Below are 21,996 nucleotides of genomic sequence, written 5' to 3'. Positions count from 1 at the left end.
CGCCGGTGCCGGCCGGTGAGCCGCGCGCAGCGGGGCACCGATCCCGCCACTCACGGCAACGGCCACCGCCGGGCCGGGACCGACGGCGCCGATGCCGCGTCGGCCGCGGAGGGGCTGCGGGACGCCGGGCAGCGCGCCGCGGAGGACGCCTGGAGCGCGCAGGTGAACGCGCTCGGCGGTTTCATCCGGGCGCAGCGCCAGATGGCGAAGCTCTCGCTGCGCGAGATGGCGGCGATGACCAAGGTGTCGAACGCCTACCTGAGCCAGGTCGAGCGCGGGCTGCACCAGCCGTCGTTGAAGGTGCTGCGGTCCATCGCGGACGCGCTGCACCTCAACACCGACCAGATGCTGAGCCGGGCCGGCTGGACGGTCCGCGACCCGGCGGAGGCCGAGGCGGAGCCGGCGGCGCCGGTCGCCGAGGAGGTGCCCGGTGTCGAGGCCGCGATCGCGGTCGATCCGAGGCTGTCCGACGAGCAGCGGGCGGCCCTTCTCGGGGTGTACCGGAGCTTCGTGGAGCGCGGCCGGAGCTGAGTGCTTGCTTGACATACTTAACGATCGTGCGTAGTTTCCCTGGCATGGCCGGGGCGCGGAACCGCGTCCGGCATTCCGGAGCAGACCTCCACGAGAGGAGTTCGCCATGAGCGCCCCCACCGAGCAGTTCGCCGACTTCGCCAAGCGCGGGCAGGACCTCGTCACCGAGTCCGTCCGCAGCTGGACCGACACCGTCCAGGGCCTGGCCGGCCAGTTCACCGGCGGCTCCCGCCCGCAGCTGCCGGACGCCGGCGTCACCGTCGACCGGGTCTTCGACTTCTACGAGCAGCTGCTGGGTCACCAGCGCGAGCTCGCCCGCACCGTGGTCGGTGCCGGCACCTCGGTCGTCGACCAGCTCACCGAGCAGGCGAGCCGGGCCGCCGAGGCCGTGACCGAGCACACCGCGGCCGGCACCGAGAAGGTCGCCGAGACCGCCCAGAAGTCGACCCGCACCGCGCGGCCGTCCTCGAAGTAGTCCCGCCGAGCAGGCGCAGCAGAAGGGGCCCCGTCCACCCGGACGGGGCCCCGTCGTGTGCGGGGCCGCACCGGCCCGGAGTCCGAGTGACCGGCGCGCAGGCATCCGGCCCTGTCCCTTCCGGCCGGTCGCCGGTAGACCTTGGCGCATGAGCACTTCCGCTGGTCCCCGCCGGATCGCGATCGCCTGCCAGGGCGGGGGCAGCCACACCGCGTTCACCGCCGGTGTGCTGGCCCGGATGCTGCGCACCGGCGCGTTCGACGGCACCGAGATCGTCGGCCTGTCCGGCACCTCGGGCGGCGCGATCTGCGCGCTCGTCGCCTGGGACCGGCTGCGGCACGGCGACGATCCCGAGCACCGCGCCGCCGCCGCGGACGCGCTGGAGGCGTTCTGGGCGGACAACGCCGCGCGCGGCCCGATCGCCCGCCTGCAGAACGCCGGGATGGTCTGGGTGGGCGCGCTGCAGGGGCTCGGGCTGCTGCCGGCGAGCACGCCGTACGCGATCCCGCGCCCGATCGACGGCACCCGCCAGTTCCTGGAGCTACTGGGCAGGCACGTCGACTTCGACGCGATCGCCGCCGACCCGGCAGGCCGGGAGCCGCTGCTGCTGCTCGGCGCCGTCGACGTGCTCGACGGCCGGTTCCGCGCGTTCTCCAGCCGGACCGACACGATCAGCGGCGAGATGGTGCTCGCCTCCGCGGCGATCCCGAACCTGTTCCGCGCCGTGCACGCCGACGGCGGCGTCTACTGGGACGGCCTGTTCTCGCAGAACCCGCCGGTGCGGGACCTGCTCGACACCGACCCCGACGAGCTCTGGGTCATCCAGATCAACCCGTCCCGGATCCGGTCCGAGCCGCGGACCCTGGTGGAGATCTCCGAGCGGCGCAACGCGCTGGCCGGGAACCTGTCGCTGAACCAGGAGCTGGGGTTCATCGAGACGATCGACCGGCTGCTCGCCGACGGCGAGCTGCGGCCGGAGGCGGGGTATCGGCACGTCACCGTCCGGATCCTGGAGATGCCGTCCTCGGTGATCGCGTCCCGGATCCTCGGGTCGGCGTCCAAGCTGAACCGGGACGCGGTGTTCCTGGAGCGGCTGCAGCGGCGCGGAGCGGCGCAGGCTGATCGCTTCCTCGGCGCGCTGGCGTTCGAGCGGGCCGTCCGCGAGCGGGACGCCGCCGGTCTCGCCGCGGCGATCGCCCCGGGCGCCCGGCTCTGGTCCACCGCGCCGTTCCGCGAGCGCGCCCCCGGCGGCTCGCCGCTGGGCGACGCGGTCGGGGAGATCCTGGCCGGCGAGTTCGCCATCGACACCACCCGCAAGCAGGTCGCCCGGGACGACGCGGTGTGGGCGGTGCGCATCAGCACGCCGGACGGCGACCGGGCCGAGGGTCTCGCCCGCGCCACGCTGGACGCGCAGGGCCGGGTCACCGCACTGCGGCTGGGCGCGGCCGGGTAGCCGCGATCAGAACGGGATCAGCGGGACGACGACGATCCGCAGCACCAGCACCACCAGGAACACGATCAGCACGGACACGTCGAGCCCGATCGACCCGATCTGCACCGTGTTCAGCCGGCGGCGGATCGGCGCCACCACCGGCTCGGTGGCGCCGTGGGTGATCCGGCGTGCGGTGTCCAGCGCGGCACCGCCGCGGCCGGAGCCGAGCACGTCGATCCAGTCGACGATCACCCGCGCGATGAGCACGAACTGGAAGATCAGCAGTATCAGGCCGAGCAGCGACGCGATCATGCCCTCATCGTCCCCTTCACACCTGAGAGTCCGGTGAGAGGGCCCTGCGGATCCGCTGACCTGTCGCGCGATCTGCTCGCCGCGGACGGGCCCCACGCCCGGTCCTGGCGGGCCACGGGCCGCACGGCGCTCACACCTCGACCAGCACCGTGAACGGGCCGTCGTTCACCGACTCGACGGCCATGTTCGCGCCGAACTCGCCGGTCCCGACGGTCGCGCCGCGCTCCCGCAGCGCGGCGACGACGGCGTCCACCACCGGCTCGGCGTCGGCCGGCCGGGCGGCCGCCGACCAGCTCGGCCTGCGCCCCTTGCGGGTGTCGCCGTAGAGCGTGAACTGGCTGACCACCAGCAGCGGGGCGCCGGTGCCTGCGCAGGACGCCTCGGTCCCGTCGGCGCCGCGCAGCAGCCGCAGCTCGTGCAGCTTCCGGGCCATCGTGACGGGCCGGTCGGTGTTCCCGACGTCGTCGCGGTGCACGCCGAGCAGCACCAGCAGCCCGGGCCCGATCCGGCCGGACACCCGCAGCGGGGTGCCGTCGTCGTCCTCCACGGTCACCGACGCCCGCCGCACCCGGGCGACGACCGCCCTCATCCGACCGGGCCGGCCGGGTCGGCCGCGGTCACCCGCTGCGCGACCGGATGCGGCCAGCCGTCCACCGGCAGCAGCAGCCCGTGCCGGACGAACTCGCGCACCGCGGGCAGGGTCGCCGCGACCAGCGCGTCGGTGGGCAGGTCGTGCGCGTAGGACAGCAGCGCGACCAGCTCGGACAGCGGCAGGTGCCCGCGGCACCCGGCGAGCAGTGCGGCGGCCGGGCCGTCGATCTGGTGCTCCCAGCCCGGCCCGCCCCAGCGGCGCACCGTCGTCGACAGCTCCGACCAGCCGCCGCCGGGATCGACCGCGGAGGCGCTCTCCAGCACCGTCTCCGGGGCGATCAGCAGCGTCGCGCCGAGCAGGTCGCCGTCCCGCTCGTGGGCGCGCAGCCAGTCGATCCGGTCCAGCCAGCCGGTCATCTCCCGGCCCAGGCCCTCGCCGAGCTCGCCGGGCAGGTCCTCGACGACGACGGTGGGCTCGGAGTCGGTGCGCCGCAGCATCAGGAAGCCGAACCCGACGCCCTCGACGCGTTCGGCGGCCATCCAGTCCAGCCAGGCACCGGCCTGCTCCCGGGCGGCCGACGAGGACGGGACCAGCCCGGCGTCGCGCTGCCAGGTGCCGACGTGCATCGCCGGGTCGACGACCTCGCGCTGCAGCACCCATGCGTCGACGCCGTCGGGCAGCCAGGACCGCACCCGGTCCGGCCAGTCCTCGCCGCGCACGTGCAGCCAGGAGCCCAGCAGCTGCGCGATCCCGCCCGGGTTGAGCCGGTCGGGGAGCCCGCGGAGCAGCGCCGCCAGCGCGGCGTCGCCGGCCTGCCCGGAGTCCCGGTAGACGTAGTCGATCCGCTCCGGGCCGGGCACGAACGGCGGGTTCGACACGATCTGGTCGAACCGCTCGCCCTCGACCGGGGCGAACCACGGCCCCTCCCGCAGGTCCACCTGCACCCCGGACAGGTCGCAGGACAGCCGGGCCAGCGCCAGCGCGCGGGGCAGCACGTCGGTGCCGACCACGTGCACCGCGTGCCGGGACCCGTGCAGGGCCTGCACGCCGCAGCCGGTGCCCAGGTCGAGCAGCGAGCCGACCGGGCGGCGGACCGCGGCGGCGGCCAGTGACAGCGACGCCCCGCCCACCCCGGTCACGTGCTCGCGGTCCTGCCGAGAGGCCGGACTGTCCAGGTCCGACACCACCCACCAGTCCGCGCCCGGCTCGCCGTCGTCGCCCGGGCCCTCGCCGTAGGGCCGGACGTCGAGCGCCGCCCGGATCCCGTCCGGCGTGCGGCGCAGGATCCGGCCGGCCAGCAGCGGATCGAGATCGCCCAGCGCGGCGGTCACGGCCGGTTCGGGCTCGGTGTCCTCCAGCAGGAACAGCCGGACGAGGGTGCCGAGCTCGTCGCCGTCCCGGCTGGCCCGGGCGGCGGGCTCGGGCTCGCCGCGGGTGAGCGCGTCGTGCGCGGCGCGGCCCAGCAGGGCCCGGACGCCGTCCGGGGTGTAGCCGGCGTCGAGCAGGCAGCCGCGCACGCGCTCGGTCTGCCCCGGATCGAGGCCGGGTTCGGTGCTGGGTCGGGGAGAGCGGGGCACGACCCCATTGTCCCGTGGCCGTCCCGTGCCATCCTGTCCGGCATGACCGGCATCTGCATCGCCCAGGATCCCGAGGCCGACGCGCTGCTCGAGCGCGAGCCGTTGGCGCTGCTGATCGGCATGCTGCTCGACCAGCAGATCCAGATGGAGGTCGCGTTCCGCGGTCCGCTCAAGCTGCACGAACGGCTCGGCGGGCTCGACGTCCGGGTGATCGCCGACCACGACCCGGCCGGGTTCGCCACGCTGGCCACCACGCCGCCCGCCATCCACCGCTACGGCGGCTCGATGGCCCGCCGGGTGCAGGAGATGTGCCGCGCGATCGTCGAGGACTGGGACGGCGACCCGGAGGCGATCTGGACCCGCGGCGAGCCGGACGGCCGGGAGGTGCTGCGCCGGTTGAAGGCCCTCCCGGGTTACGGCGAGCAGAAGGCGAAGATCTTCCTGGCGCTGCTCGGCAAGCAGTACGGCGTCACCCCGGACGGCTGGCGGGAGGCCGCCGGGGACTACGGCGCGGCGGACACCCGGCTCTCCGCCGCCGACGTCGTCGACGCGCAGACACTGACCGAGGTACGGGACACCAAGAAGGCACTGAAGGCCGCCGCACGGGAGAAGAAGGCCGCAGCGGCGGGGTGAGCACCGGCGTAGGGCTAGCATCGGTGCCGTGCACAAGGTTCCGGAGGCACTCAGCGGCGCTCGTGTGATCGACCCGGACCAGGTCTGCGACGCCGTCGCGGTGCTGTCCGACGGCGACAAGGTGGCCGAGGCGGCCACCGTCCTGGACGTTCTGGGCGAGGTCAACCGGCTGTCCATCCTGCTCGCGCTGCAGCACGCCGGGGACCTCTGCGTCTCCGACCTGGCGGTGGCGGTCGGGATGAGCGACTCGGCGGTGTCCCACGCGCTGCGGCTGCTGCGCGCGCACGGCATGGTGACCGCGCACCGGCACGGCAGGCTGGTCCGTTACCGGCTGGCCGACGGGCTGCCCCGCAGGCTGCTCGAGGTGGTGTCGTCGGTGGCGGTCGCACCCGGCCACCTGCACGCGCACGGCGGCACCGACGCCGAGCCCGCCGCCGACCGGTCGGACTCCGCATGACCCCGGCCCTGGTGGAGCAGGTGCGTCCGCCGGTCCCCGAGGACAAGCTCGACCTGGAGATCGACCGGCTGCTGGACGCGCTGGACGCGGTGCACCGGGACGGCTGGTACCCCGAGCTGGAGGTGGTGCGGCCCTGGTCGGCGCACAACCCGCGGATCTCCGGCGAGTTCGCCCGGCCCAGCGCGATCCGCCGCTACCTGCACCGCGAGCTGCGCGGCCTGGTCGCCGCCGGCGCCACGGTCACCGCGCGGGGCGCTCGCCCGGCCCGTGCCTTCACCGATCCGGAGTTCTTCGCCGCGCTCGACGAGGACCGCTTCGACCTGCGCGTCAAGAAGCTGTTCCTGTTCGGGCCGGAGCGGATGGCGCTGTCGCTGGATCGGCTGTCGCACTACACCGGGACGCCCGCCGAGTCCTTCCAGCGGCACGTCCTGTTCACCAACTACGCGATGCACGTCGAATCGTTCCTGGAGCGCTTCCCGGACGCCGAACGGCCGGACCGGGCCGGCGTGCAGATGCCCGCCTACCACCATCCGCGCCCGGACGGCGACGGCGTCTCCCTGGTCAACATCGGGGTCGGGCCGGCCAACGCGAAGACGGTCACCGACCACCTCGCCGTCCTCCGGCCGGACACGATGATCATGATCGGACACTGCGGCGGCCTCCGGAACCGGCAGGAGCTGGGCGACTTCGTGCTGGCGACGGCCTACCAGCGGGCCGATCACGTGCTCGACGAGGTGCTGCCCGCGGACGTCCCGGTGATCCCGAGCCTGCGGCTCAACGGCTACCTGATGGACGCGCTCGAGCGCGCCGGCACCACCTACCGGCCCGGTGTCGTGCACACCACGGACAACCGGAACTGGGAGTTCAACCAGGCCGCGACGCTGCACCGGATGCGGCTCGCCAGGGCGGTCGCGGTGGACATGGAGTCGGCCACGATCGCCGCCAACGGGTTCCGCTACCGGATCCCGAACGCCACACTGCTGTGTGTCTCGGACAAGCCGCTGCACGCCGAGCCCAAGCTGGCCGGCGGCGCCCGGGCGTTCTACGAGGCCAGCAAGCGCAAGCACCTGGGGATCGCGCTCGACGCCGTCGAGCGGGTCCGCACCGAGCACCCGGACGGGCTGCCCGGCTCCGAGGTGCGTTCGGCCGACGAGCCGCTGCTCGGGAACGGGCCCGACGGCGCCTGACCGGCCGAACCGCGCGGTGCCGCCGCGCCGAACCACATCGACGGACGCCGGGCCGGCGTCCGTCGCGATACCCCCTCATGATCACGGGTGAGGGCGCTGCGCGAAGTCGCGCCGCAGGTGTCACCATGGAATCGGAGGTGGTCACGTGAGCGACCAGCGACGCGAGGACCCCGTGCTCATCACGGACGCGCAGATGTCCTACGACGAGGAGCTGGAGGTCCGTAAGCGGCGCTACAAGTGGACGATGGGCCTCCGGATCCCGTGCATGATCCTGGCCGGGGTCTTCTACCAGATCCCCTGGCTGGCGGTGACCCTGCTGGCGATCTCGGTGCCGCTGCCGTGGATCGCGGTGCTCGTGGCGAACGACCGGCTGCCGCGCAAGGCGGAGAAGCCGAACCGCTACCGGCACGAGCACCGGGCGATCGAGGAGCGCCCGCACCCGGTCGTCGAGGGCGGTGACGAGGGCCGGGACACCGGCGGTGACGAGGGCCGGGACACCGGCGGTGACGAGGGCCGCGAGCCCGCCGGTGACACCGGCGGTGACGGGGTCCGCGACGCCGGGCCCCGCGGTGCGACCGGCTGACCGGCGCCGTGGTGCATCATGTGCGCATGACCACGACGACTCTTCCCGAGGTCGACACCCGGCCGGAGGGTACCGAGACCACCGGCGACGACACGCCGGACATGTTCCACTACGTGCAGAAGTCCAAGATCACCGAGAGCGCGGTGCTGGGCAACATGGTGGTGGCACTCTGCGGCGAGACCTTCCCGGTCACCAAGTCGCCGAAGCCCGGCTCGCCGGTCTGCCCGGACTGCAAGAAGATCTTCGAGGGCCTGCCCAAGGGCGGCGACGACTCCTGATCCCGCTCATCCGCGGGCGAGCACCAGCCGCCGCGCGGGTGACGACGGGTCGCCGGGCACCGACGGCAGCCGGGCCTCGGTGAGCAGTCCCTCGGACCGGTAGAGGTGCACCGCGGCGCTGTTCGCCGGGTGCGCCTCCAGCCACAGCCGGCCCGCCGGCAGCCAGTCCGGGCGGATCCAGGCCGGATCCGGGTCCAGCCCGGCAGGCGGCTGCGGCACCGCGGCCAGCGCCAGCGCGGTGCGCAGCAGCGCGCGGCCCAGGCCGCGGCCGCGCCGGTCGGCGGCGACGACCAGCCGGTGCAGCTCGATCCCCGGCTCGGGCCCGCGCGGCGCGGCCAGGACCAGGTAGCCGGCCGGCTCCCCGCCGTCGTCGAGTACCAGGTGGGCCCGCCCCGGGTCGGCCGCGACGGTGTCGTGCCAGCGCGGCCCGGACGCCCCGAGGACGTCGGCGAGCTCCGCGTCCAGCCGGGCCAGCGGGGCCGCGTCGGCCGACGGGACGCACGCCCGCAGCAGCTGTCCCACCCCTCACCCCGCTCCCGGCCCGTCGTGGATCGGCCCCCAGGATGACCGACGCCCGCGGGCGGTGCGGTCAGCGGGGGAGCGCGGCGACCGCGCTGCGGACGGCGGTCCGCCACTGCTCGTCGGTCGGGTTCCGGCCGGCCACCGCGATCGTGACCAGGTAGCGCCCGGCGCCGACCTGCACCGCCGGCCCGGCGACCGTCTCCAGCAGCACGGCGACGGTCCCGTCGCCGGTCCCGCCGATCCCGCGCGCGCCGCCCGCCGAGCGGACGTGATCGGCGGGGGTGCCCCGGTTCGTGGTGTAGACGTTCACCGCGGCGGTCGCCGAGCCGCCGACCGCGAAGCAGGCCCGGGTCCGGGCGCCGTCCGGCCGGGCGATCTCGGCGTTGGCGGCCGGCACCGCGGGTTCGGCGCCGAGCAGCCCGGCGAGCGCCTCGGCCCCGACCAGGCACTCGTCGGTCAGCACGTCGGCGGTGAGCGGCACGACGGCGCCGCGGGTGCCGTCGGTGCCGGCATCCGCGGCGGGGCCGGATCCGGGACGGCCGCCGACCGGGACCGGGGGCACCGTCCGGGTCGGGACGACCACCGGGCCGCCGTCGGCTCCCGGGCCCGGGGCCGGCACGGCGGGTGCCGGGAGCCGGTCCGCCGGCCCGGTGAACGACGTCGGCGGGCCCGGCCGCTTGCCGGGCACCCCGGCATCCGGCGCGTCCGGTGCGGCCGGCGCGGCGGGTGTGGCCGGCCCGGCACCGGCCGGCCACGCGGTCCCGGGCACGGTCGTCGCGCACCCCGGCAGGGCCAGCGCGAGCACCGCGGCCACCAGCGCGTACCCCGTCCGCCGGGCGCGACCGCCCGCGCGGGTCCTGCCCCGTCGACACCGCACCGTCCGCTCCGTCCGCTCCGTCCGCTCCGTCCGCTCCGTCCGCACCGTCCGCTCCGTCCGCACCGGCGGGAGGCTAGGGTTCGCCCGGCAGCTGCGCGGCCGGCCCCGGCAGCCTGATCGCGATCGCGAACCGCGTTGCATGAACTCTCGCGGGTCTGCATAATAATTCACCGTGGTACGCATCGCAGTGGCGGGAGCCAGCGGATACGCCGGGGGCGAGCTCCTCCGGCTGCTCCTCGCCCATCCGGACGTCGAGATCGGCACGCTGACGGCGGGCGGCAATGCCGGCACCCGTCTCGGCGAGCATCAGCCGCACCTGGCGCCGCTCGCCGACCGGGTCCTCGCCGAGACCACCGCGGAGAGCCTGGCCGGGCACGACGCGGTGTTCCTCGCGCTGCCGCACGGCCGCTCGGCCGAGCTCGCGGCGCAGCTCGGCGGCGACACGCTGGTGATCGACTGCGGGGCCGACCACCGGCTGACCGATCCGGCCGCCTGGGACCGCTGGTACGGCGGCGAGCACGCCGGGCACTGGCCCTACGGGCTGCCCGAGCTGCCCGGCGCCCGGGAGCGCCTGGTCGGCGCGAGCCGGGTCGCCGTGCCCGGCTGCTACCCGACCGGGATCAGCCTCGCGCTGTTCCCGGCACTGGTCGCCGGCCTGGTCGAGCCGGACGTGGTGGTCACCGCCGTCACCGGCACCTCCGGCGCCGGGAAGTCGCTCAAGCCGCACCTGCTGGGCGCCGAGGTGATGGGCTCGCTGTCCGCGTACGGGGTCGGCGGCGTGCACCGGCACACCCCGGAGATCGCGCAGAACCTCTCGGCCGCGCTCGGCTCGCCGGTCTCGGTGAGCTTCACGCCGGTGCTGGCGCCGCTGCCGCGCGGCATCCTGGCGTCCTGCTCGGCGCCGCTGGCCGATCCGGCCACCGACACCGCGACCGTGCGGCAGGCCTACGAGAAGGCCTACGCCGGCGAGCCGTTCGTGCGGCTGCTCGGCGAGGGGCAGTGGCCGACGACCGCGCAGACCCTGGGCTCCAACCTGGTGGCGCTGCAGCTGACCGTCGATCCGGACGCGCGCCGCCTGGTCGTCGTCTCCGCCATCGACAACCTGACCAAGGGCACCGCGGGCGGGGCCGTGCAGTGCATGAACCTGGCGCTCGGCCTGCCCGAGACGACCGGACTGCCGACGACAGGAGTGGCACCGTGAGCGAGCCGACCGGCGTCACCGCCGCTCAGGGCTTCCGGGCCGCCGGGATCGCCGCCGGGATCAAGAAATCCGGCCGGGCGGACCTGGCGCTGGTGGTCAACGACGGCCCGCGCACCGAGGCGGCCGGCGTCGTCACCCGAAACAAGGTGAAGGCCGCGCCGGTGCTGTGGACCCAGCAGGTCCTCACCTACGGTGCGCTGCGCGCGGTCGTCCTGAACTCCGGCGGTGCGAACGCCTGCACCGGCCCGGAGGGCTTCCGGACCGCGCACGCGACGGCCGAGAAGGTCGCCGAGGTGCTCGGCTGCGGGGCCGTCGAGGTCGGCGTCTGCTCGACCGGCCTGATCGGCGATCAGCTGCCCAGGGACACCGTGCTGGCCGGGGTGCAGAAGGCGGCCGGGGAGCTGGCCGCCACCCCCGAGGCGGCGACCGCCGTCGCCACCGCGATCATGACCACCGACACCGTCCCGAAGCAGGCGCACGTCACCGACCCGGTGGGCTGGACGGTCGGCGGCACCACCAAGGGCGCCGGGATGATCGCCCCGTCGATGGCGACCATGCTCACCGTGCTCACCACCGACGCCGTCGTCGAGCGGCCGCTGCTGGACGCGGCGCTGCGCGAGGCGGTCCGCTACAGCTTCGACCGGCTCGACGTCGACGGCTCCATGTCGACCAACGACACCGTGCTGGTGCTCGCCTCCGGCGCATCCGGCGTGGCGGCCGATCCGGCCGTGTTCACCGCCGCGCTGACCCAGGTCTGCCGGGACCTGGCCGAGCAGATGCAGGCCGACGCCGAGGGCGTCACCAAGCGGATCACCGTGCGGGTCACCGGCGCCGCCTCCGAGGACGACGCGGTGACCGTCGCCCGGACCGTCGCCCGGGACTCCCTGGTCAAGACGGCGATGTTCGGCTCCGACCCGAACTGGGGCCGGATCGCCGCCGCCGTGGGCTGCGCCGACGCGCAGATCGACCCCGAGCGGCTCGACGTGACGATCAACGGGGTGCTGCTCTGCAAGGGCGCCGCCGTCGCGGGGGACCGGGCCGACTGCGACCTGTCCGGCGAGGACATCACCATCGAGGTCGAGCTGGGCCTGACCGGCGGCGCCGACGGCAACACCGCCGAGATCCGGACCACCGACCTGTCGCACGCCTACGTGGAGGAGAACAGTGCCTACTCCTCCTGAACCGCTCGCCGCCCCGGACCGGCTGAAGCGGGCCGGCGAGAAGGCCGGCGTGCTGGCCGAGGCGCTGCCCTGGCTGCAGCGCTTCCACGGCCGCATCGTCGTCGTCAAGTACGGCGGCAACGCGATGATCGACGACGAGCTCAAGCAGGCGTTCGCGCGGGACATGGTGTTCCTGCGCCTGGCCGGCATCCATCCGGTCGTCGTGCACGGCGGCGGCCCGCAGATCAGCGCGATGCTCCGGCGGCTCGGCATGCCGGGGGAGTTCCGCGGCGGCCTGCGCGTCACCACACCGGAGACGATGGAGATCGTCCGGATGGTGCTCTTCGGCCAGGTCGGCCGGGAGCTGGTCGGCCTGATCAACGCGCACGGCCCGCTCGCCGTCGGACTGTCCGGTGAGGACGCCGGGCTGTTCACCGCCGAGAAGCGGACCGCGCTGGTCGGCGGCGAGCCGGTCGACATCGGCCTGGTCGGCGACGTCACGAAGGTCAACCCGGACGCGGTGCTCGACATCATCGCGGCCGGCCGGATCCCGGTCGTGGCCGGCGTCGCGCCGGACGTCGACGGGCAGGTGCACAACATCAACGCCGACAGCGCGGCCGCCGCGCTGGCCGGGGCGTTGGACGCCGCCAAGCTCGTGGTGCTGACCGACGTCGAGGGGCTCTACGCGAACTACCCCGATCCCGACTCGATCATCACCTCGCTGACCGCGGGCCAGCTGGAGCCGATGCTGCCCCGGCTGGAGAGCGGGATGGCGCCGAAGATGGAGGCCTGCCTGCGCGCGGTCCGGTCGGGGGTGGCCCAGGCGCACGTGATCGACGGCCGGGTGCCGCACTCGGTCCTGCTGGAGGTCTTCACACACGAGGGCGTCGGGACGATGGTGCTTCCCGATCCCGACCCGGCTGCTGGGGGAACGGCATGAGCTCGTACACGGCGCGGTGGCAGGCCGCGGTGATGGACAACTACGGCACCCCGCCGCTGGCCCTGGTCCGCGGCGAGGGCTCCCGGGTGTGGGACGCGGAGGGGCGTGCCTACCTGGACCTGTACTCCGGGATCGCGGTGAACGCGCTCGGGCACGCGCACCCGGCGATCGTCGAGGCCGTCTCGGAGCAGGTCCGCACGCTCGGGCACACCTCGAACTTCTTCATCACCGACCCGGCGCTGCAGCTCGCCGAGCGGCTGCAGGGGCTGCTCGGCCGCGACGACGCCCGCACCCTGCTGTGCAACTCGGGAACCGAGGCGAACGAGGCCGCCTTCAAGATCGCCCGCCGGACCGGCCGGCCCGGCATCGTCGCCTGCGAGGGCGCCTTCCACGGCCGCACCATGGGCTCGCTCGCGCTGACCGGGCAGCCCGCCAAGCGGGCCCCGTTCGAGCCGATGCCGCCCGGCGTCGCGCACATCCCGTACGGCGACCTGGACGCGCTCGACGCCGCCGTCACCGCCGACACCGCCGCGGTGTTCCTGGAGCCGATCCTCGGCGAGGCCGGCGTGGTGGTGCCGCCGGACGGCTATCTCGCCGGCGCCCGCCGGATCACCGCCGAGCGCGGCGCCCTGCTGGTGCTCGACGAGGTGCAGACCGGCATCGGCCGCACCGGCCGCTGGTTCGCCCACCAGGCCGACGGCATCGTGCCGGACGTCGTCACGCTGGCGAAGGGGCTCGGCGGCGGCCTGCCGATCGGCGCCTGCATCGGGATCGGCGACGCGGGGACGCTGCTCGGGCCCGGCCAGCACGGCACCACCTTCGGCGGCAACCCGATCTCCTGCGCCGCGGCGCTCGCGGTGCTCGACACGATCGCCACCGACGGCCTGCTGGAGCACGTCGACCGGCTCGGTAAGGACCTCCGCAGCGGCATCGAGGGGCTGGGCCATCCGCTGGTCTCCGACGTCTCCGGCGACGGCCTGCACATCGGCATCGGGTTGCGGCACCCGGTCACGGCCCAGGTCGCCGCGGCCGCCCGGGACGCGGGCCACCTGGTCAACAACGCCACCCCGGAGCGGCTCCGGCTGGCCCCGGCACTCACCTTCGGTGACGACGAGTCGGCCGAGTTCCTGTCAGCGCTGCCGGCGATCCTGGACGCCGCGGCCGCGGTGGAAGGGCAGGGCAGCTGATGGTCCGCCATCTACTGCGCGACGACGACCTCTCGCCCGCCGAGCAGGCCGAGGTCCTCGACCTCGCCGACCGGCTCAAGGCGGACCGGTTCGCCGCGCGCCCGCTCGCCGGGCCGAAGGCGGTCGCCGTCGTCTTCGACAAGTCCTCCACCCGCACCCGGGTGTCCTTCGAGGCCGGGATCACCCAGCTCGGCGGCACCGCGATCGTGCTGGACGGCAACGCCAGCCAGCTCGGGCGCGGCGAGACGATCTCCGATACGTCCCGGGTGCTGTCCCGCTACGTCGACGCGATCGTCTGGCGCACCTCGGGCCAGGAGCGGATCGAGGAGATGGCCGCGGCCGCGGCCGTCCCGGTGGTGAACGCGCTGACCGACTCGTTCCACCCCTGCCAGATCCTGGCCGACCTGCAGACGATCCGGGAGCGGCTCGGCGGCACGGCCGGCCGGACGCTGACCTACCTCGGGGACGGCGCGAACAACGTCGCGCAGTCGCTGCTGCTCGGCGGCGCGACCGCCGGGATGCACGTGCGGATCGCCGCGCCGGCCGGGTTCACCCCCGACTCCGCGGTGCTGCGCGACGCGAAGGGCCGCGCCGAGCAGACCGGCGGCTCGGTGGCGCTGGTCGCCGATCCGGCGGCCGCCGTCGCCGGGGCCGAGGTGATCGTCACCGACACCTGGACGTCGATGGGGCAGGAGGCCGACGGTCTCGACCGGGTCGCCCCGTTCCGGCCCTACCAGGTCAACGCCGCCCTGCTGCGGCACGCCGCACCCGGGGCGATCGTGCTGCACTGCCTGCCGGCGCACCGCGGCGACGAGATCACCGACGAGGTGCTCGACGGCCCGGCCAGCGCGGTCTGGGACGAGGCGGAGAACCGGCTGCACGCACAGAAGGCGTTGCTGACGTGGCTCCTGGAGCGATGAAGGGGGCTCGCGGCGGCGCGGCGACCCGGGTCGCACGGCAGGCCCGGATCGTCGAGCTGATCACCCAGCGCGCCGTGCGCAGCCAGAGCGAGCTGCTGGCGTTGTTGCGCGCCAGCGGGATCGAGACGACCCAGGCGACGCTCTCGCGCGATCTCGACGAGCTGGGGGCGGTCAAGGTGCGCGGCGCGGACGGCGGCGCACCGGTCTACCTCATCCCGGAGGACGGCAGCCCGGTGCGCGGCGTCGAGGGCGGTACCGGGCGGTTGTCCCGGTTGCTGGGGGAGCTGCTCGTCTCCGCGGACGCGAGTGGGAACCTGGCGGTGCTGCGCACCCCGCCGGGCGCGGCGCACTACCTGGCCAGTGCGCTGGACCGGGCCGCCCTGCACGACGTCGTCGGGACGATCGCCGGCGACGACACGCTCCTGGTGGTGGCCCGCGAGCCGCTCACCGGCGAGCAACTCCTCGCGCTGCTGCGCGAGCTCTGAACGAACACCGAGCCCGACGTCTGACGAAGGAGCATCCATCCCGTGAGCAAGGTCCTCAGCTCCCTCCCCCGGGGCGAGCGCATCGGCATCGCGTTCTCCGGAGGGCTCGACACCTCCGTGGCGGTCGCCTGGATGCGTGACAAGGGCGGGATCCCGTGCACCTACACCGCCGACCTCGGCCAGTACGACGAGCCGGACATGTCCGGGGTGCCCACGCGGGCCAGGGAGTACGGGGCGGAGATCGCCCGCGCGGTGGACATCAAGCCGCAGCTGGTCGACGAGGGCCTCGCGGCGCTGGCCTGCGGCGCGTTCCACATCCGCTCCGGCGGGAAGACCTACTTCAACACGACGCCGCTGGGCCGGGCCGTCACCGGGACGCTGCTGGTCCGGGCGATGCAGGCCGACGACGTGAACATCTGGGGCGACGGCTCCACGTTCAAGGGCAACGACATCGAGCGGTTCTACCGCTACGGCCTGCTGGCCAATCCGGGCCTGCGGATCTACAAGCCGTGGCTGGACGACGCGTTCGTCTCCGAGCTGGGCGGCCGGGACGAGATGAGCCGGTGGCTGACCGAGCACGGCCTCCCGTACCGGGACTCCGCGGAGAAGGCGTACTCCACCGACGCCAACATCTGGGGCGCCACCCACGAGGCCAAGACGCTCGAGCAGCTCGACGTGTCCCTGGAGACCGTCGAGCCGATCATGGGCGTGAAGTACTGGGACCCGTCGGTCGAGATCGAGACCGAGGACGTCTCGGTCACCTTCGAGGCCGGCTACCCGGTGGCGATCAACGGCAAGCAGTTCGCGGACCGGGTGGACCTGGTGCGCGAGGCGAACGCGGTCGGCGGCCGGCACGGCCTGGGCATGTCCGACCAGATCGAGAACCGGATCATCGAGGCGAAGTCGCGCGGCATCTACGAGGCGCCGGGGATGGCGCTGCTGTTCATCGCCTACGAGCGGCTGATCAACGCGATCCACAACGAGGACACCGTCGCCAACTACCACGCCGACGGCCGCAAGCTGGGCCGGCTGCTCTACGAGGGCCGGTGGCTGGACCCGCAGGCGCTGATGGTGCGCGAGGCGATCCAGCGCTGGATCGCCTCGGTGGTCAGCGGCACGGTGACGCTGCGCCTGCGCCGCGGCGACGACTACACGATCCTCGACACCGACGGTCCCGGGTTCTCGTACCACCCCGACCGGCTCTCGATGGAGCGCGTGGAGAACGCCGCGTTCGGGCCCGCCGACCGGATCGGGCAGCTCACCATGCGCAACCTCGACATCGCCGACTCGCGCGCGAAGCTGGAAACCTACGCCGGGCAGCCGCAGGAGCAGGGCACGGTGCTCGTCGAGCACGGCACCCTGTTCGGTGAGCTGCCCTCCGGCGGGTTCGACCGGATCGCCGGCGCGGGCGAGGGGAGCGGAGGCAACGAGACGCTGCTCGACGACGCCGCCCTGGAAGCGGGCACCGACTGATGGCCGGCGGCTCCGCCCTGTGGGGCGGCCGGTTCTCGTCCGGCCCGGCCGACGCGCTGGCCGCGCTGAGCCGGTCCACGCACTTCGACTGGGCGCTGGCGCCCTACGACATCCGCGGCTCGAAGGCGCACGCCCGGGTGCTGCACGGCGCCGGGCTGCTGACCGACGACGAGCTGGCCGGCATGCACAAGGCGCTCGACGAGCTGGCCGCCGACGTGCGGTCCGGCGCGTTCGGGCCCGAGCCCGGCGACGAGGACGTGCACACCGCGCTGGAGCGCGGCCTGATCGAGCGGGCCGGTCCGGACCTGGGCGGGAAGCTGCGCGCCGGCCGGTCGCGCAACGACCAGGTCGCGACCCAGTTCCGGATGTGGCTGCGGGACGCCACCCGGCGGGTCGCCGACGGCGTGCTCGACGTCGTCGACGCGCTGGTCGCGCAGGCGCAGGCACACCCGGGCGCGGCGATGCCCGGCCGGACGCACCTGCAGCACGCGCAGCCGGTGCTGCTCGGCCACCAGCTCGGCGCGCACGCGCACGCGCTGCTGCGCGACGTCGACCGGCTCCGCGACTGGGACCGGCGCACCGCGTACTCGCCCTACGGGTCGGGCGCGCTGGCCGGCTCGTCGCTCGGGCTGGACCCGGAGGCCGTCGCCGCCGAGCTCGGGTTCGCCGGGTCGTCGGCGAACTCGATCGACGGGACGGCGTCGCGGGACTTCGCCGCCGAGGCCGCGTTCGTGCTCGCGATGATCGGGGTGGACCTCTCCCGGCTGTCCGAGGAGATCATCCTCTGGGCGACCGCCGAGTTCGGGTACGTGACCCTCGACGACGCGTACTCCACCGGCAGCTCGATCATGCCGCAGAAGAAGAACCCGGACGTCGCCGAGCTGGCCCGCGGCAAGTCCGGGCGCCTGGTCGGCAACCTGACCGGGCTGCTCACCACCCTCAAGGGCCTGCCCCTGGCGTACAACCGGGACCTGCAGGAGGACAAGGAACCGCTGTTCGACTCGGTCGCGCAGCTGGAGCTCCTGCTGCCGGCGGTGGCCGGGATGGTGGCGACCCTGACCTTCCACACCGGGCGGCTGGCCGAGCTGGCCCCGGCCGGCTTCACGCTGGCCACCGACGTCGCCGAGTGGCTCGTCCGGCAGGGCGTGCCGTTCCGGGTGGCGCACGAGGCGGCCGGCGGCTGTGTCCGGGCCGCCGAGGCGCGCGGCGTCGGACTGGCCGACCTGACCGACGCCGAGCTGGCCGCCGTGCACCCGGCACTGGCCCCGAGTGTCCGCGACGTGCTGACCGTGGAAGGCTCCATCGCGTCGCGGAACGCGCGGGGCGGCACGGCGGGCGACCGGGTCGCCGAGCAGCTGGCCGACCTGCGCACCGAGGCGGCCGCAGCGAGAGAGTTCACCGGAGGAACCGCATGACCGACCCTGCCGCAGCCTACGAGGAGCTCAAGGCCGCCGGCCTGAAGCTGGACCTGACGCGGGGCAAGCCGTCGTCGGAGCAGCTCGACCTGGCGCACGGCCTGCTCGGCCTGCCGGGCGCGGGCGAGTACCGCGCCGCGGACGGCACCGACACCCGCAACTACGGCGGCCTGCAGGGCCTGCCCGAGCTGCGCGAGATCTTCGCGCCCGCGCTGCAGGTCCCGGTCGGTCAGCTGGTCGCCTGGAACAACTCCAGCCTCGAGCTGATGCACGACGTGCTGGTGCACGCCCTGCTCTCGCCGGTCCCCGGCGCCCCCGCCCGCTGGGTGGACGCCGGCCGGGTCGCCTTCATCGCGCCGGTCCCCGGCTACGACCGGCACTACGGCGTCTGCGAGCGCCTGGGGATCGACCTGGTCACCGTGCCGATGACGGCCGACGGCCCGGACATGGACGAGGTGGAGCGGCTGGTCGCCGACGACCCGTCGATCAAGGGCATCTGGTGCGTCCCGAAGTACTCGAACCCGGACGGCGTCGTGTACTCCGACGAGGTAGTCCGCAGGCTGGCCGCGATGCCGACCGCCGCACCGGACTTCCGGATCATGTGGGACAACGCCTACGCGGTGCACCACCTGACCTCCGACGAGATCGAGATCGCCGACCTGCTGGCGCTCGCCGCCGAGGCGGGCAACCCGGACCGGCCGTTCGTGTTCGGCTCCACGTCGAAGATCACCCTCGCCGGTGCGGGCGTCGCGTTCTTCGGCGGGTCCGAGGCGAACATCGGCTGGTGGCTCGCGCTCACCTCGAAGAAGTCGATCGGCCCGGACAAGGTGAACCACCTGCGGCACGCCGCGTTCCTCAAGGACGCCGCGGGCCTGCGGGCCCACATGGCCGCGCACCGCGCGCTGATCGCGCCGAAGTTCGCCGCCGTCGAGCGGTTGCTGACCGAGGCGTTCGCCGACACCGAGGGCGTCAGCTGGACGACGCCCAAGGGCGGCTACTTCGTGAGCCTCACCGTGCCGGACGGGCTGGCCTCGGAGGTCGTGCGGCTGGCGAAGGAGGCCGGCGTCGTGCTGACCCCGGCCGGCGCCACGCACCCGTACGGCAAGGACCCGCAGGACGCGACCATCCGGCTCGCCCCGACCCTGCCCCCGCAGGACGAGGTCGAGAAGGCGATGGCCGGCGTGGTCACCTGCGTGCAGCTCGCGCTGTCCCGCCGCTGAGTGGCGGACCGCACGACCGACGGGCCCGTCGGGCCGCCCCGCGCGGGTGGCCGGACGGGCCCGTCGGCGCTGCTCGACCGGTCCGAGCTGGCGATTGACGTGCTGCCGGCCGCGCAGCGCCTGCTCGGCTGCGTGCTGGCGGCCGACACCCCGGACGGCGCGGTCGCGGTGCGCCTGGTCGAGGTGGAGGCCTACCGCGGGGCGGACGATCCGGCATCGCACAGCCACCGCGGCCGCACCCCGCGCAACGGCGTGATGTTCGGCCCGGCCGGTCACCTCTACGTGTACTTCGTCTACGGCATGCACTTCTGCGCGAACGTCTCCTGCCTGACCGACGGCGAGCCGGGCGCGGTGCTGTTCCGGGCCGGTGAGGTGCTCGGTGATCCCGGGGTGGCCCGGGTCCGGCGCCCGACCGCCCGCAACGACGCCGAGCTCGCCCGCGGGCCGGCCCGGCTGGCGTCGCTGCTCGGGCTCGGCCGCGACGACGACGGCACCGACCTGACCGATCCGGCCTCCCGGGTGCGGCTGCTGGCCGGCGAGCCCGTCCCGCGCGCGTCGATCCGCAGCGGGCCGCGGGTCGGGGTGGCGGCCGCGGCCGAGCTGCCCTGGCGGTTCTGGATCGACGGTTCGCGCGCGGTGAGCAGCTACCGGGCCGGTACGAAGCGCTCCCGGCGCCGCACCGGTTGATCCGGGGCCGCCTCCGGCCGTGCCGCCGCACCGGCGACGGCCGGGAGCGGAACCCGGGTGCGCGTCGCGTCGCGCGGCGGCGAAGATGGGGGCGTGAGTACGGACATCCTGGACGACCTCGAGTGGCGCGGGCTGATCGCGCAGAGCACCGACCGCGACGCGCTCGCGAAGGAGCTCGCCGGTGACGGGCCGGTCACCCTCTACGCGGGGTTCGACCCGACCGCACCGAGCCTGCACGCCGGCCACCTGGTCCAGATGCTCACGCTGCGCCGGTTCCAGGAGGCCGGGCACCGGCCGGTGATCCTCGCCGGGGGCGCGACCGGGATGATCGGCGACCCGCGGGACGTGGGGGAGCGGTCCCTGCACGACGAGCGGACCGTCGCCGAGTGGACCGGCCTGATCCGCGGGCAGCTGGAGCGCTTCGTCCGGTTCGACGACTCGCCGACCGGCGCGCTGACGGTCAACAACCTGGACTGGACCGGGCAGCAGACGGTGCTCGAGTTCCTCCGCGACCTCGGCAAGCACTTCCCGGTCAACACGATGCTGGCCCGCGAGACGGTGAAGCGCCGGCTCGCCGCCGACGGCATGTCCTACACCGAGTTCAGCTACCTGCTGCTCCAGTCGCAGGACTACCTGCACCTGCACCGGACGCTCGGCTGCCGGCTGCAGATCGGCGGCTCCGACCAGTGGGGCAACATCGTCGGCGGCGTCGATCTCATCCGGCGGGTCGAGGGCGCGCACGTGCACGCGCTGACCACGCCGCTGGTGACCGATTCGGAGGGACGCAAGTTCGGCAAGTCCACCGGCGGCGGGAACGTGTGGCTCGATCCGGAGCGGACCTCGCCGTACGCCTGGTACCAGTACTTCGTGAACGTCGCCGACAGCGACGTGCTGAGCTTCCTGAAGCTGTTCACCTTCCTCGACCGCGAGGAGATCGAGGCGCTCGGCGCCGAGCTCACCGAGAAGCCGCACCTGCGCAGCGCGCAGCGCCGGCTGGCCGCGGAGCTCACCACCCTGGTGCACGGCGAGGAGCAGACCCGGCAGGTGACGACGGCGAGCCAGGCACTGTTCGGGCGCGCCGAGCTCACCGACCTCGACGCGCGCACCCTGGACGCGGCCCTCGCCGAGGTCCCGCACACCGACAGCGGTGGCGCCGACACGATCGTCGACCTGCTCGTGGCGACCGGGCTGACCGAGAGCAAGGGCGCCGCCCGCCGTGCCGTGAAGGAGGGCGGGGCGTACGTCAACAACGTCAAGGTCACCGACGAGGACTGGGTTCCGGACGCCGGCGACGTGCTGGACGGTGGCTGGCTGGTGGTGCGCCGCGGCAAGCGGAACCTGGCCGGTGTCCGGCTCGGCCGCTGAGAACGGCTCCTGACCTGCGACGACGCCGAAAGTGGACCCCCCTGCAGAGGGCCCCGGGCGGGTCCTGTAACTTTCTCCTCGTCGCCGAGACGGGACGGAGAGCGCAGGGCAGGCCGAGAGGCCGGGCCGCGCGACCGGCCAGGGCGATCACCTCGGATGTTCACCTCGGTGAAGATCCGGCCGCCCGGAGCAAGGGTTGACCCTGAGCTTCGGTCCAAGTAGCATAAGAGAGTTGCCTCCCCGCAGGGGCGACTCGAACGCCCCCGGGTGCAACGGTCATCGGGCCGGGAAGCCGGAGCGCGGGTGTCTTTTGAGAACTCAACAGTGTGTCGAGCTATTTATTGTTTTGGCGTTTTTGTGCCAGTTTGTTTTTGCCATGGTTCGGTCGGCCTCGTCGATGGATCGTGGTGTTTGTCAGGGTTTTGTTGGAGAGTTTGATCCTGGCTCAGGACGAACGCTGGCGGCGTGCTTAACACATGCAAGTCGA

Annotated in this window: 24 protein-coding genes and 1 rRNA gene; 20 read left to right on the top strand and 5 right to left on the bottom strand. The window is 74.1% G+C overall.

Annotation, left to right across the window (positions count from 1 at the left end; all coding sequences use genetic code 11):
* Positions 1-15 precede the first annotated feature (15 nt).
* The 3 genes from ABZ881_RS03940 (at position 16) to ABZ881_RS03930 (ending at position 2,459) form a co-directional block, all read left to right on the top strand.
* Positions 16-531: a helix-turn-helix transcriptional regulator gene (locus ABZ881_RS03940; RefSeq protein WP_344019239.1), complete on the top strand. Its 516-nt coding sequence runs from the start codon at positions 16-18 to the stop codon at positions 529-531.
* Between the two features lie 106 nt (positions 532-637).
* A complete protein-coding gene (locus ABZ881_RS03935) occupies positions 638-1,006 on the top strand; it encodes a hypothetical protein (protein WP_358481620.1) in 369 nt (122 codons plus the stop codon).
* 148 nt (positions 1,007-1,154) lie between these two features.
* Positions 1,155-2,459 carry a patatin-like phospholipase family protein gene (locus ABZ881_RS03930; RefSeq protein ID WP_358481619.1) on the top strand — a complete coding sequence of 435 codons (1,305 nt, stop codon included), beginning with the start codon at positions 1,155-1,157 and terminating at the stop codon, positions 2,457-2,459.
* 6 nt (positions 2,460-2,465) lie between these two features.
* Here ABZ881_RS03930 and ABZ881_RS03925 read toward each other — a convergent pair whose 3' ends face one another.
* The 3 genes from ABZ881_RS03925 to ABZ881_RS03915 form a co-directional block, all read right to left on the bottom strand.
* Positions 2,466-2,750 carry a YggT family protein gene (locus ABZ881_RS03925; protein WP_344019245.1) on the bottom strand — a complete coding sequence of 95 codons (285 nt, stop codon included), beginning with the start codon at positions 2,748-2,750 and terminating at the stop codon, positions 2,466-2,468.
* Between the two features lie 130 nt (positions 2,751-2,880).
* Positions 2,881-3,339, bottom strand: coding sequence for a D-aminoacyl-tRNA deacylase (gene dtd, locus ABZ881_RS03920; protein ID WP_358481616.1), 459 nt, complete (start codon positions 3,337-3,339; stop codon positions 2,881-2,883).
* Positions 3,336-4,919 carry a methyltransferase gene (locus ABZ881_RS03915; RefSeq protein ID WP_358481614.1) on the bottom strand — a complete coding sequence of 528 codons (1,584 nt, stop codon included), beginning with the start codon at positions 4,917-4,919 and terminating at the stop codon, positions 3,336-3,338. Before ABZ881_RS03915 ends, dtd begins: the two co-directional genes overlap by 4 nt.
* A 42-nt stretch (positions 4,920-4,961) precedes the next feature.
* Here ABZ881_RS03915 and ABZ881_RS03910 point away from each other — a divergent pair, with 42 nt between their 5' ends.
* The 5 genes from ABZ881_RS03910 (at position 4,962) to ABZ881_RS03890 (ending at position 8,057) form a co-directional block, all read left to right on the top strand.
* On the top strand, positions 4,962-5,552 hold the full coding sequence (locus ABZ881_RS03910) for an HhH-GPD-type base excision DNA repair protein (RefSeq protein ID WP_344019273.1): 591 nt from the start codon (positions 4,962-4,964) through the stop codon (positions 5,550-5,552).
* Between the two features lie 28 nt (positions 5,553-5,580).
* On the top strand, positions 5,581-6,009 hold the full coding sequence (locus ABZ881_RS03905) for a metalloregulator ArsR/SmtB family transcription factor (RefSeq protein ID WP_344019275.1): 429 nt from the start codon (positions 5,581-5,583) through the stop codon (positions 6,007-6,009).
* Positions 6,006-7,196 (top strand): AMP nucleosidase, encoded by a 1,191-nt coding sequence (locus ABZ881_RS03900; RefSeq protein WP_358481612.1) that lies wholly within the window; start codon positions 6,006-6,008, stop codon positions 7,194-7,196. The genes ABZ881_RS03905 and ABZ881_RS03900 overlap by 4 nt, the downstream gene beginning before the upstream one ends.
* Positions 7,197-7,341: 145 nt before the next feature.
* The gene (locus ABZ881_RS03895; protein ID WP_358481611.1) at positions 7,342-7,779 is read left to right on the top strand and encodes a DUF3099 domain-containing protein; all 438 of its coding nucleotides are present in this window, start codon (positions 7,342-7,344) and stop codon (positions 7,777-7,779) included.
* A gap of 26 nt (positions 7,780-7,805) precedes the next feature.
* Positions 7,806-8,057 (top strand): DUF3039 domain-containing protein, encoded by a 252-nt coding sequence (locus ABZ881_RS03890; protein WP_085916132.1) that lies wholly within the window; start codon positions 7,806-7,808, stop codon positions 8,055-8,057.
* A 6-nt stretch (positions 8,058-8,063) separates the two neighbouring features.
* Here ABZ881_RS03890 and ABZ881_RS03885 read toward each other — a convergent pair whose 3' ends face one another.
* Positions 8,064-8,579 carry a GNAT family N-acetyltransferase gene (locus tag ABZ881_RS03885; protein WP_358481609.1) on the bottom strand — a complete coding sequence of 172 codons (516 nt, stop codon included), beginning with the start codon at positions 8,577-8,579 and terminating at the stop codon, positions 8,064-8,066.
* Between the two features lie 67 nt (positions 8,580-8,646).
* Positions 8,647-9,393, bottom strand: coding sequence for a hypothetical protein (locus tag ABZ881_RS03880; protein WP_358481607.1), 747 nt, complete (start codon positions 9,391-9,393; stop codon positions 8,647-8,649).
* 235 nt (positions 9,394-9,628) lie between these two features.
* Here ABZ881_RS03880 and argC point away from each other — a divergent pair, with 235 nt between their 5' ends.
* From argC to ABZ881_RS03820, 12 genes are all read left to right on the top strand, one after another.
* Entirely contained in the window at positions 9,629-10,657 is a 1,029-nt protein-coding gene (gene argC / locus ABZ881_RS03875) for an N-acetyl-gamma-glutamyl-phosphate reductase (protein ID WP_344019291.1), read from the top strand.
* The gene (gene argJ / locus ABZ881_RS03870) at positions 10,654-11,838 is read left to right on the top strand and encodes a bifunctional glutamate N-acetyltransferase/amino-acid acetyltransferase ArgJ (RefSeq protein ID WP_358481606.1); all 1,185 of its coding nucleotides are present in this window, start codon (positions 10,654-10,656) and stop codon (positions 11,836-11,838) included. Before argC ends, argJ begins: the two co-directional genes overlap by 4 nt.
* Positions 11,822-12,757, top strand: coding sequence for an acetylglutamate kinase (gene argB, locus ABZ881_RS03865; protein ID WP_358481604.1), 936 nt, complete (start codon positions 11,822-11,824; stop codon positions 12,755-12,757). The genes argJ and argB overlap by 17 nt, the downstream gene beginning before the upstream one ends.
* The gene (locus ABZ881_RS03860) at positions 12,754-13,944 is read left to right on the top strand and encodes an acetylornithine transaminase (RefSeq protein WP_358481602.1); all 1,191 of its coding nucleotides are present in this window, start codon (positions 12,754-12,756) and stop codon (positions 13,942-13,944) included. The genes argB and ABZ881_RS03860 overlap by 4 nt, the downstream gene beginning before the upstream one ends.
* Positions 13,944-14,864 carry an ornithine carbamoyltransferase gene (gene argF, locus ABZ881_RS03855; RefSeq protein WP_358481600.1) on the top strand — a complete coding sequence of 307 codons (921 nt, stop codon included), beginning with the start codon at positions 13,944-13,946 and terminating at the stop codon, positions 14,862-14,864. The genes ABZ881_RS03860 and argF overlap by 1 nt, the downstream gene beginning before the upstream one ends.
* Positions 14,861-15,349: an arginine repressor gene (locus ABZ881_RS03850; protein ID WP_344019303.1), complete on the top strand. Its 489-nt coding sequence runs from the start codon at positions 14,861-14,863 to the stop codon at positions 15,347-15,349. The genes argF and ABZ881_RS03850 overlap by 4 nt, the downstream gene beginning before the upstream one ends.
* 42 nt (positions 15,350-15,391) lie before the next feature.
* Entirely contained in the window at positions 15,392-16,822 is a 1,431-nt protein-coding gene (gene argG, locus ABZ881_RS03845) for an argininosuccinate synthase (protein ID WP_344019306.1), read from the top strand.
* On the top strand, positions 16,822-18,237 hold the full coding sequence (argH, locus tag ABZ881_RS03840; protein ID WP_358481598.1) for an argininosuccinate lyase: 1,416 nt from the start codon (positions 16,822-16,824) through the stop codon (positions 18,235-18,237). The genes argG and argH overlap by 1 nt, the downstream gene beginning before the upstream one ends.
* Positions 18,234-19,457 (top strand): aminotransferase class I/II-fold pyridoxal phosphate-dependent enzyme, encoded by a 1,224-nt coding sequence (locus tag ABZ881_RS03835; protein WP_344019312.1) that lies wholly within the window; start codon positions 18,234-18,236, stop codon positions 19,455-19,457. The genes argH and ABZ881_RS03835 overlap by 4 nt, the downstream gene beginning before the upstream one ends.
* A 69-nt stretch (positions 19,458-19,526) precedes the next feature.
* Positions 19,527-20,144 (top strand): DNA-3-methyladenine glycosylase, encoded by a 618-nt coding sequence (locus tag ABZ881_RS03830; protein WP_358482083.1) that lies wholly within the window; start codon positions 19,527-19,529, stop codon positions 20,142-20,144.
* Between the two features lie 93 nt (positions 20,145-20,237).
* Positions 20,238-21,509, top strand: coding sequence for a tyrosine--tRNA ligase (gene tyrS / locus ABZ881_RS03825; RefSeq protein WP_358481596.1), 1,272 nt, complete (start codon positions 20,238-20,240; stop codon positions 21,507-21,509).
* Between the two features lie 422 nt (positions 21,510-21,931).
* Positions 21,932-21,996: ribosomal RNA gene (locus ABZ881_RS03820) — 16S ribosomal RNA — on the top strand; the annotation flags it as partial.

Origin of the sequence: Pseudonocardia sp. NPDC046786, assembly GCF_040645415.1 — a bacterium.
In the GTDB taxonomy this organism is placed as follows: domain Bacteria; phylum Actinomycetota; class Actinomycetes; order Mycobacteriales; family Pseudonocardiaceae; genus Pseudonocardia; species Pseudonocardia kongjuensis.
This window is presented reverse-complemented; position numbering and strand designations above follow the sequence as displayed.

Bases quoted from the DNA above. Each gene is read 5' to 3' on its own strand.
- ABZ881_RS03890 (WP_085916132.1), top strand. From the start codon at position 7,806: ATGACCACGACGACTCTTCCCGAGGTCGACACCCGGCCGGAGGGTACC.
- ABZ881_RS03910 (WP_344019273.1), top strand. From the start codon at position 4,962: ATGACCGGCATCTGCATCGCCCAGGATCCCGAGGCCGACGCGCTGCTC.
- ABZ881_RS03900 (WP_358481612.1), top strand. From the start codon at position 6,006: ATGACCCCGGCCCTGGTGGAGCAGGTGCGTCCGCCGGTCCCCGAGGAC.
- ABZ881_RS03930 (WP_358481619.1), top strand. From the start codon at position 1,155: ATGAGCACTTCCGCTGGTCCCCGCCGGATCGCGATCGCCTGCCAGGGC.
- argH (WP_358481598.1), top strand. From the start codon at position 16,822: ATGGCCGGCGGCTCCGCCCTGTGGGGCGGCCGGTTCTCGTCCGGCCCG.
- ABZ881_RS03925 (WP_344019245.1), bottom strand. From the start codon at position 2,750: ATGATCGCGTCGCTGCTCGGCCTGATACTGCTGATCTTCCAGTTCGTG.
- ABZ881_RS03850 (WP_344019303.1), top strand. From the start codon at position 14,861: ATGAAGGGGGCTCGCGGCGGCGCGGCGACCCGGGTCGCACGGCAGGCC.
- dtd (WP_358481616.1), bottom strand. From the start codon at position 3,339: ATGAGGGCGGTCGTCGCCCGGGTGCGGCGGGCGTCGGTGACCGTGGAG.
- ABZ881_RS03860 (WP_358481602.1), top strand. From the start codon at position 12,754: ATGAGCTCGTACACGGCGCGGTGGCAGGCCGCGGTGATGGACAACTAC.
- argF (WP_358481600.1), top strand. From the start codon at position 13,944: ATGGTCCGCCATCTACTGCGCGACGACGACCTCTCGCCCGCCGAGCAG.
- ABZ881_RS03935 (WP_358481620.1), top strand. From the start codon at position 638: ATGAGCGCCCCCACCGAGCAGTTCGCCGACTTCGCCAAGCGCGGGCAG.
- ABZ881_RS03835 (WP_344019312.1), top strand. From the start codon at position 18,234: ATGACCGACCCTGCCGCAGCCTACGAGGAGCTCAAGGCCGCCGGCCTG.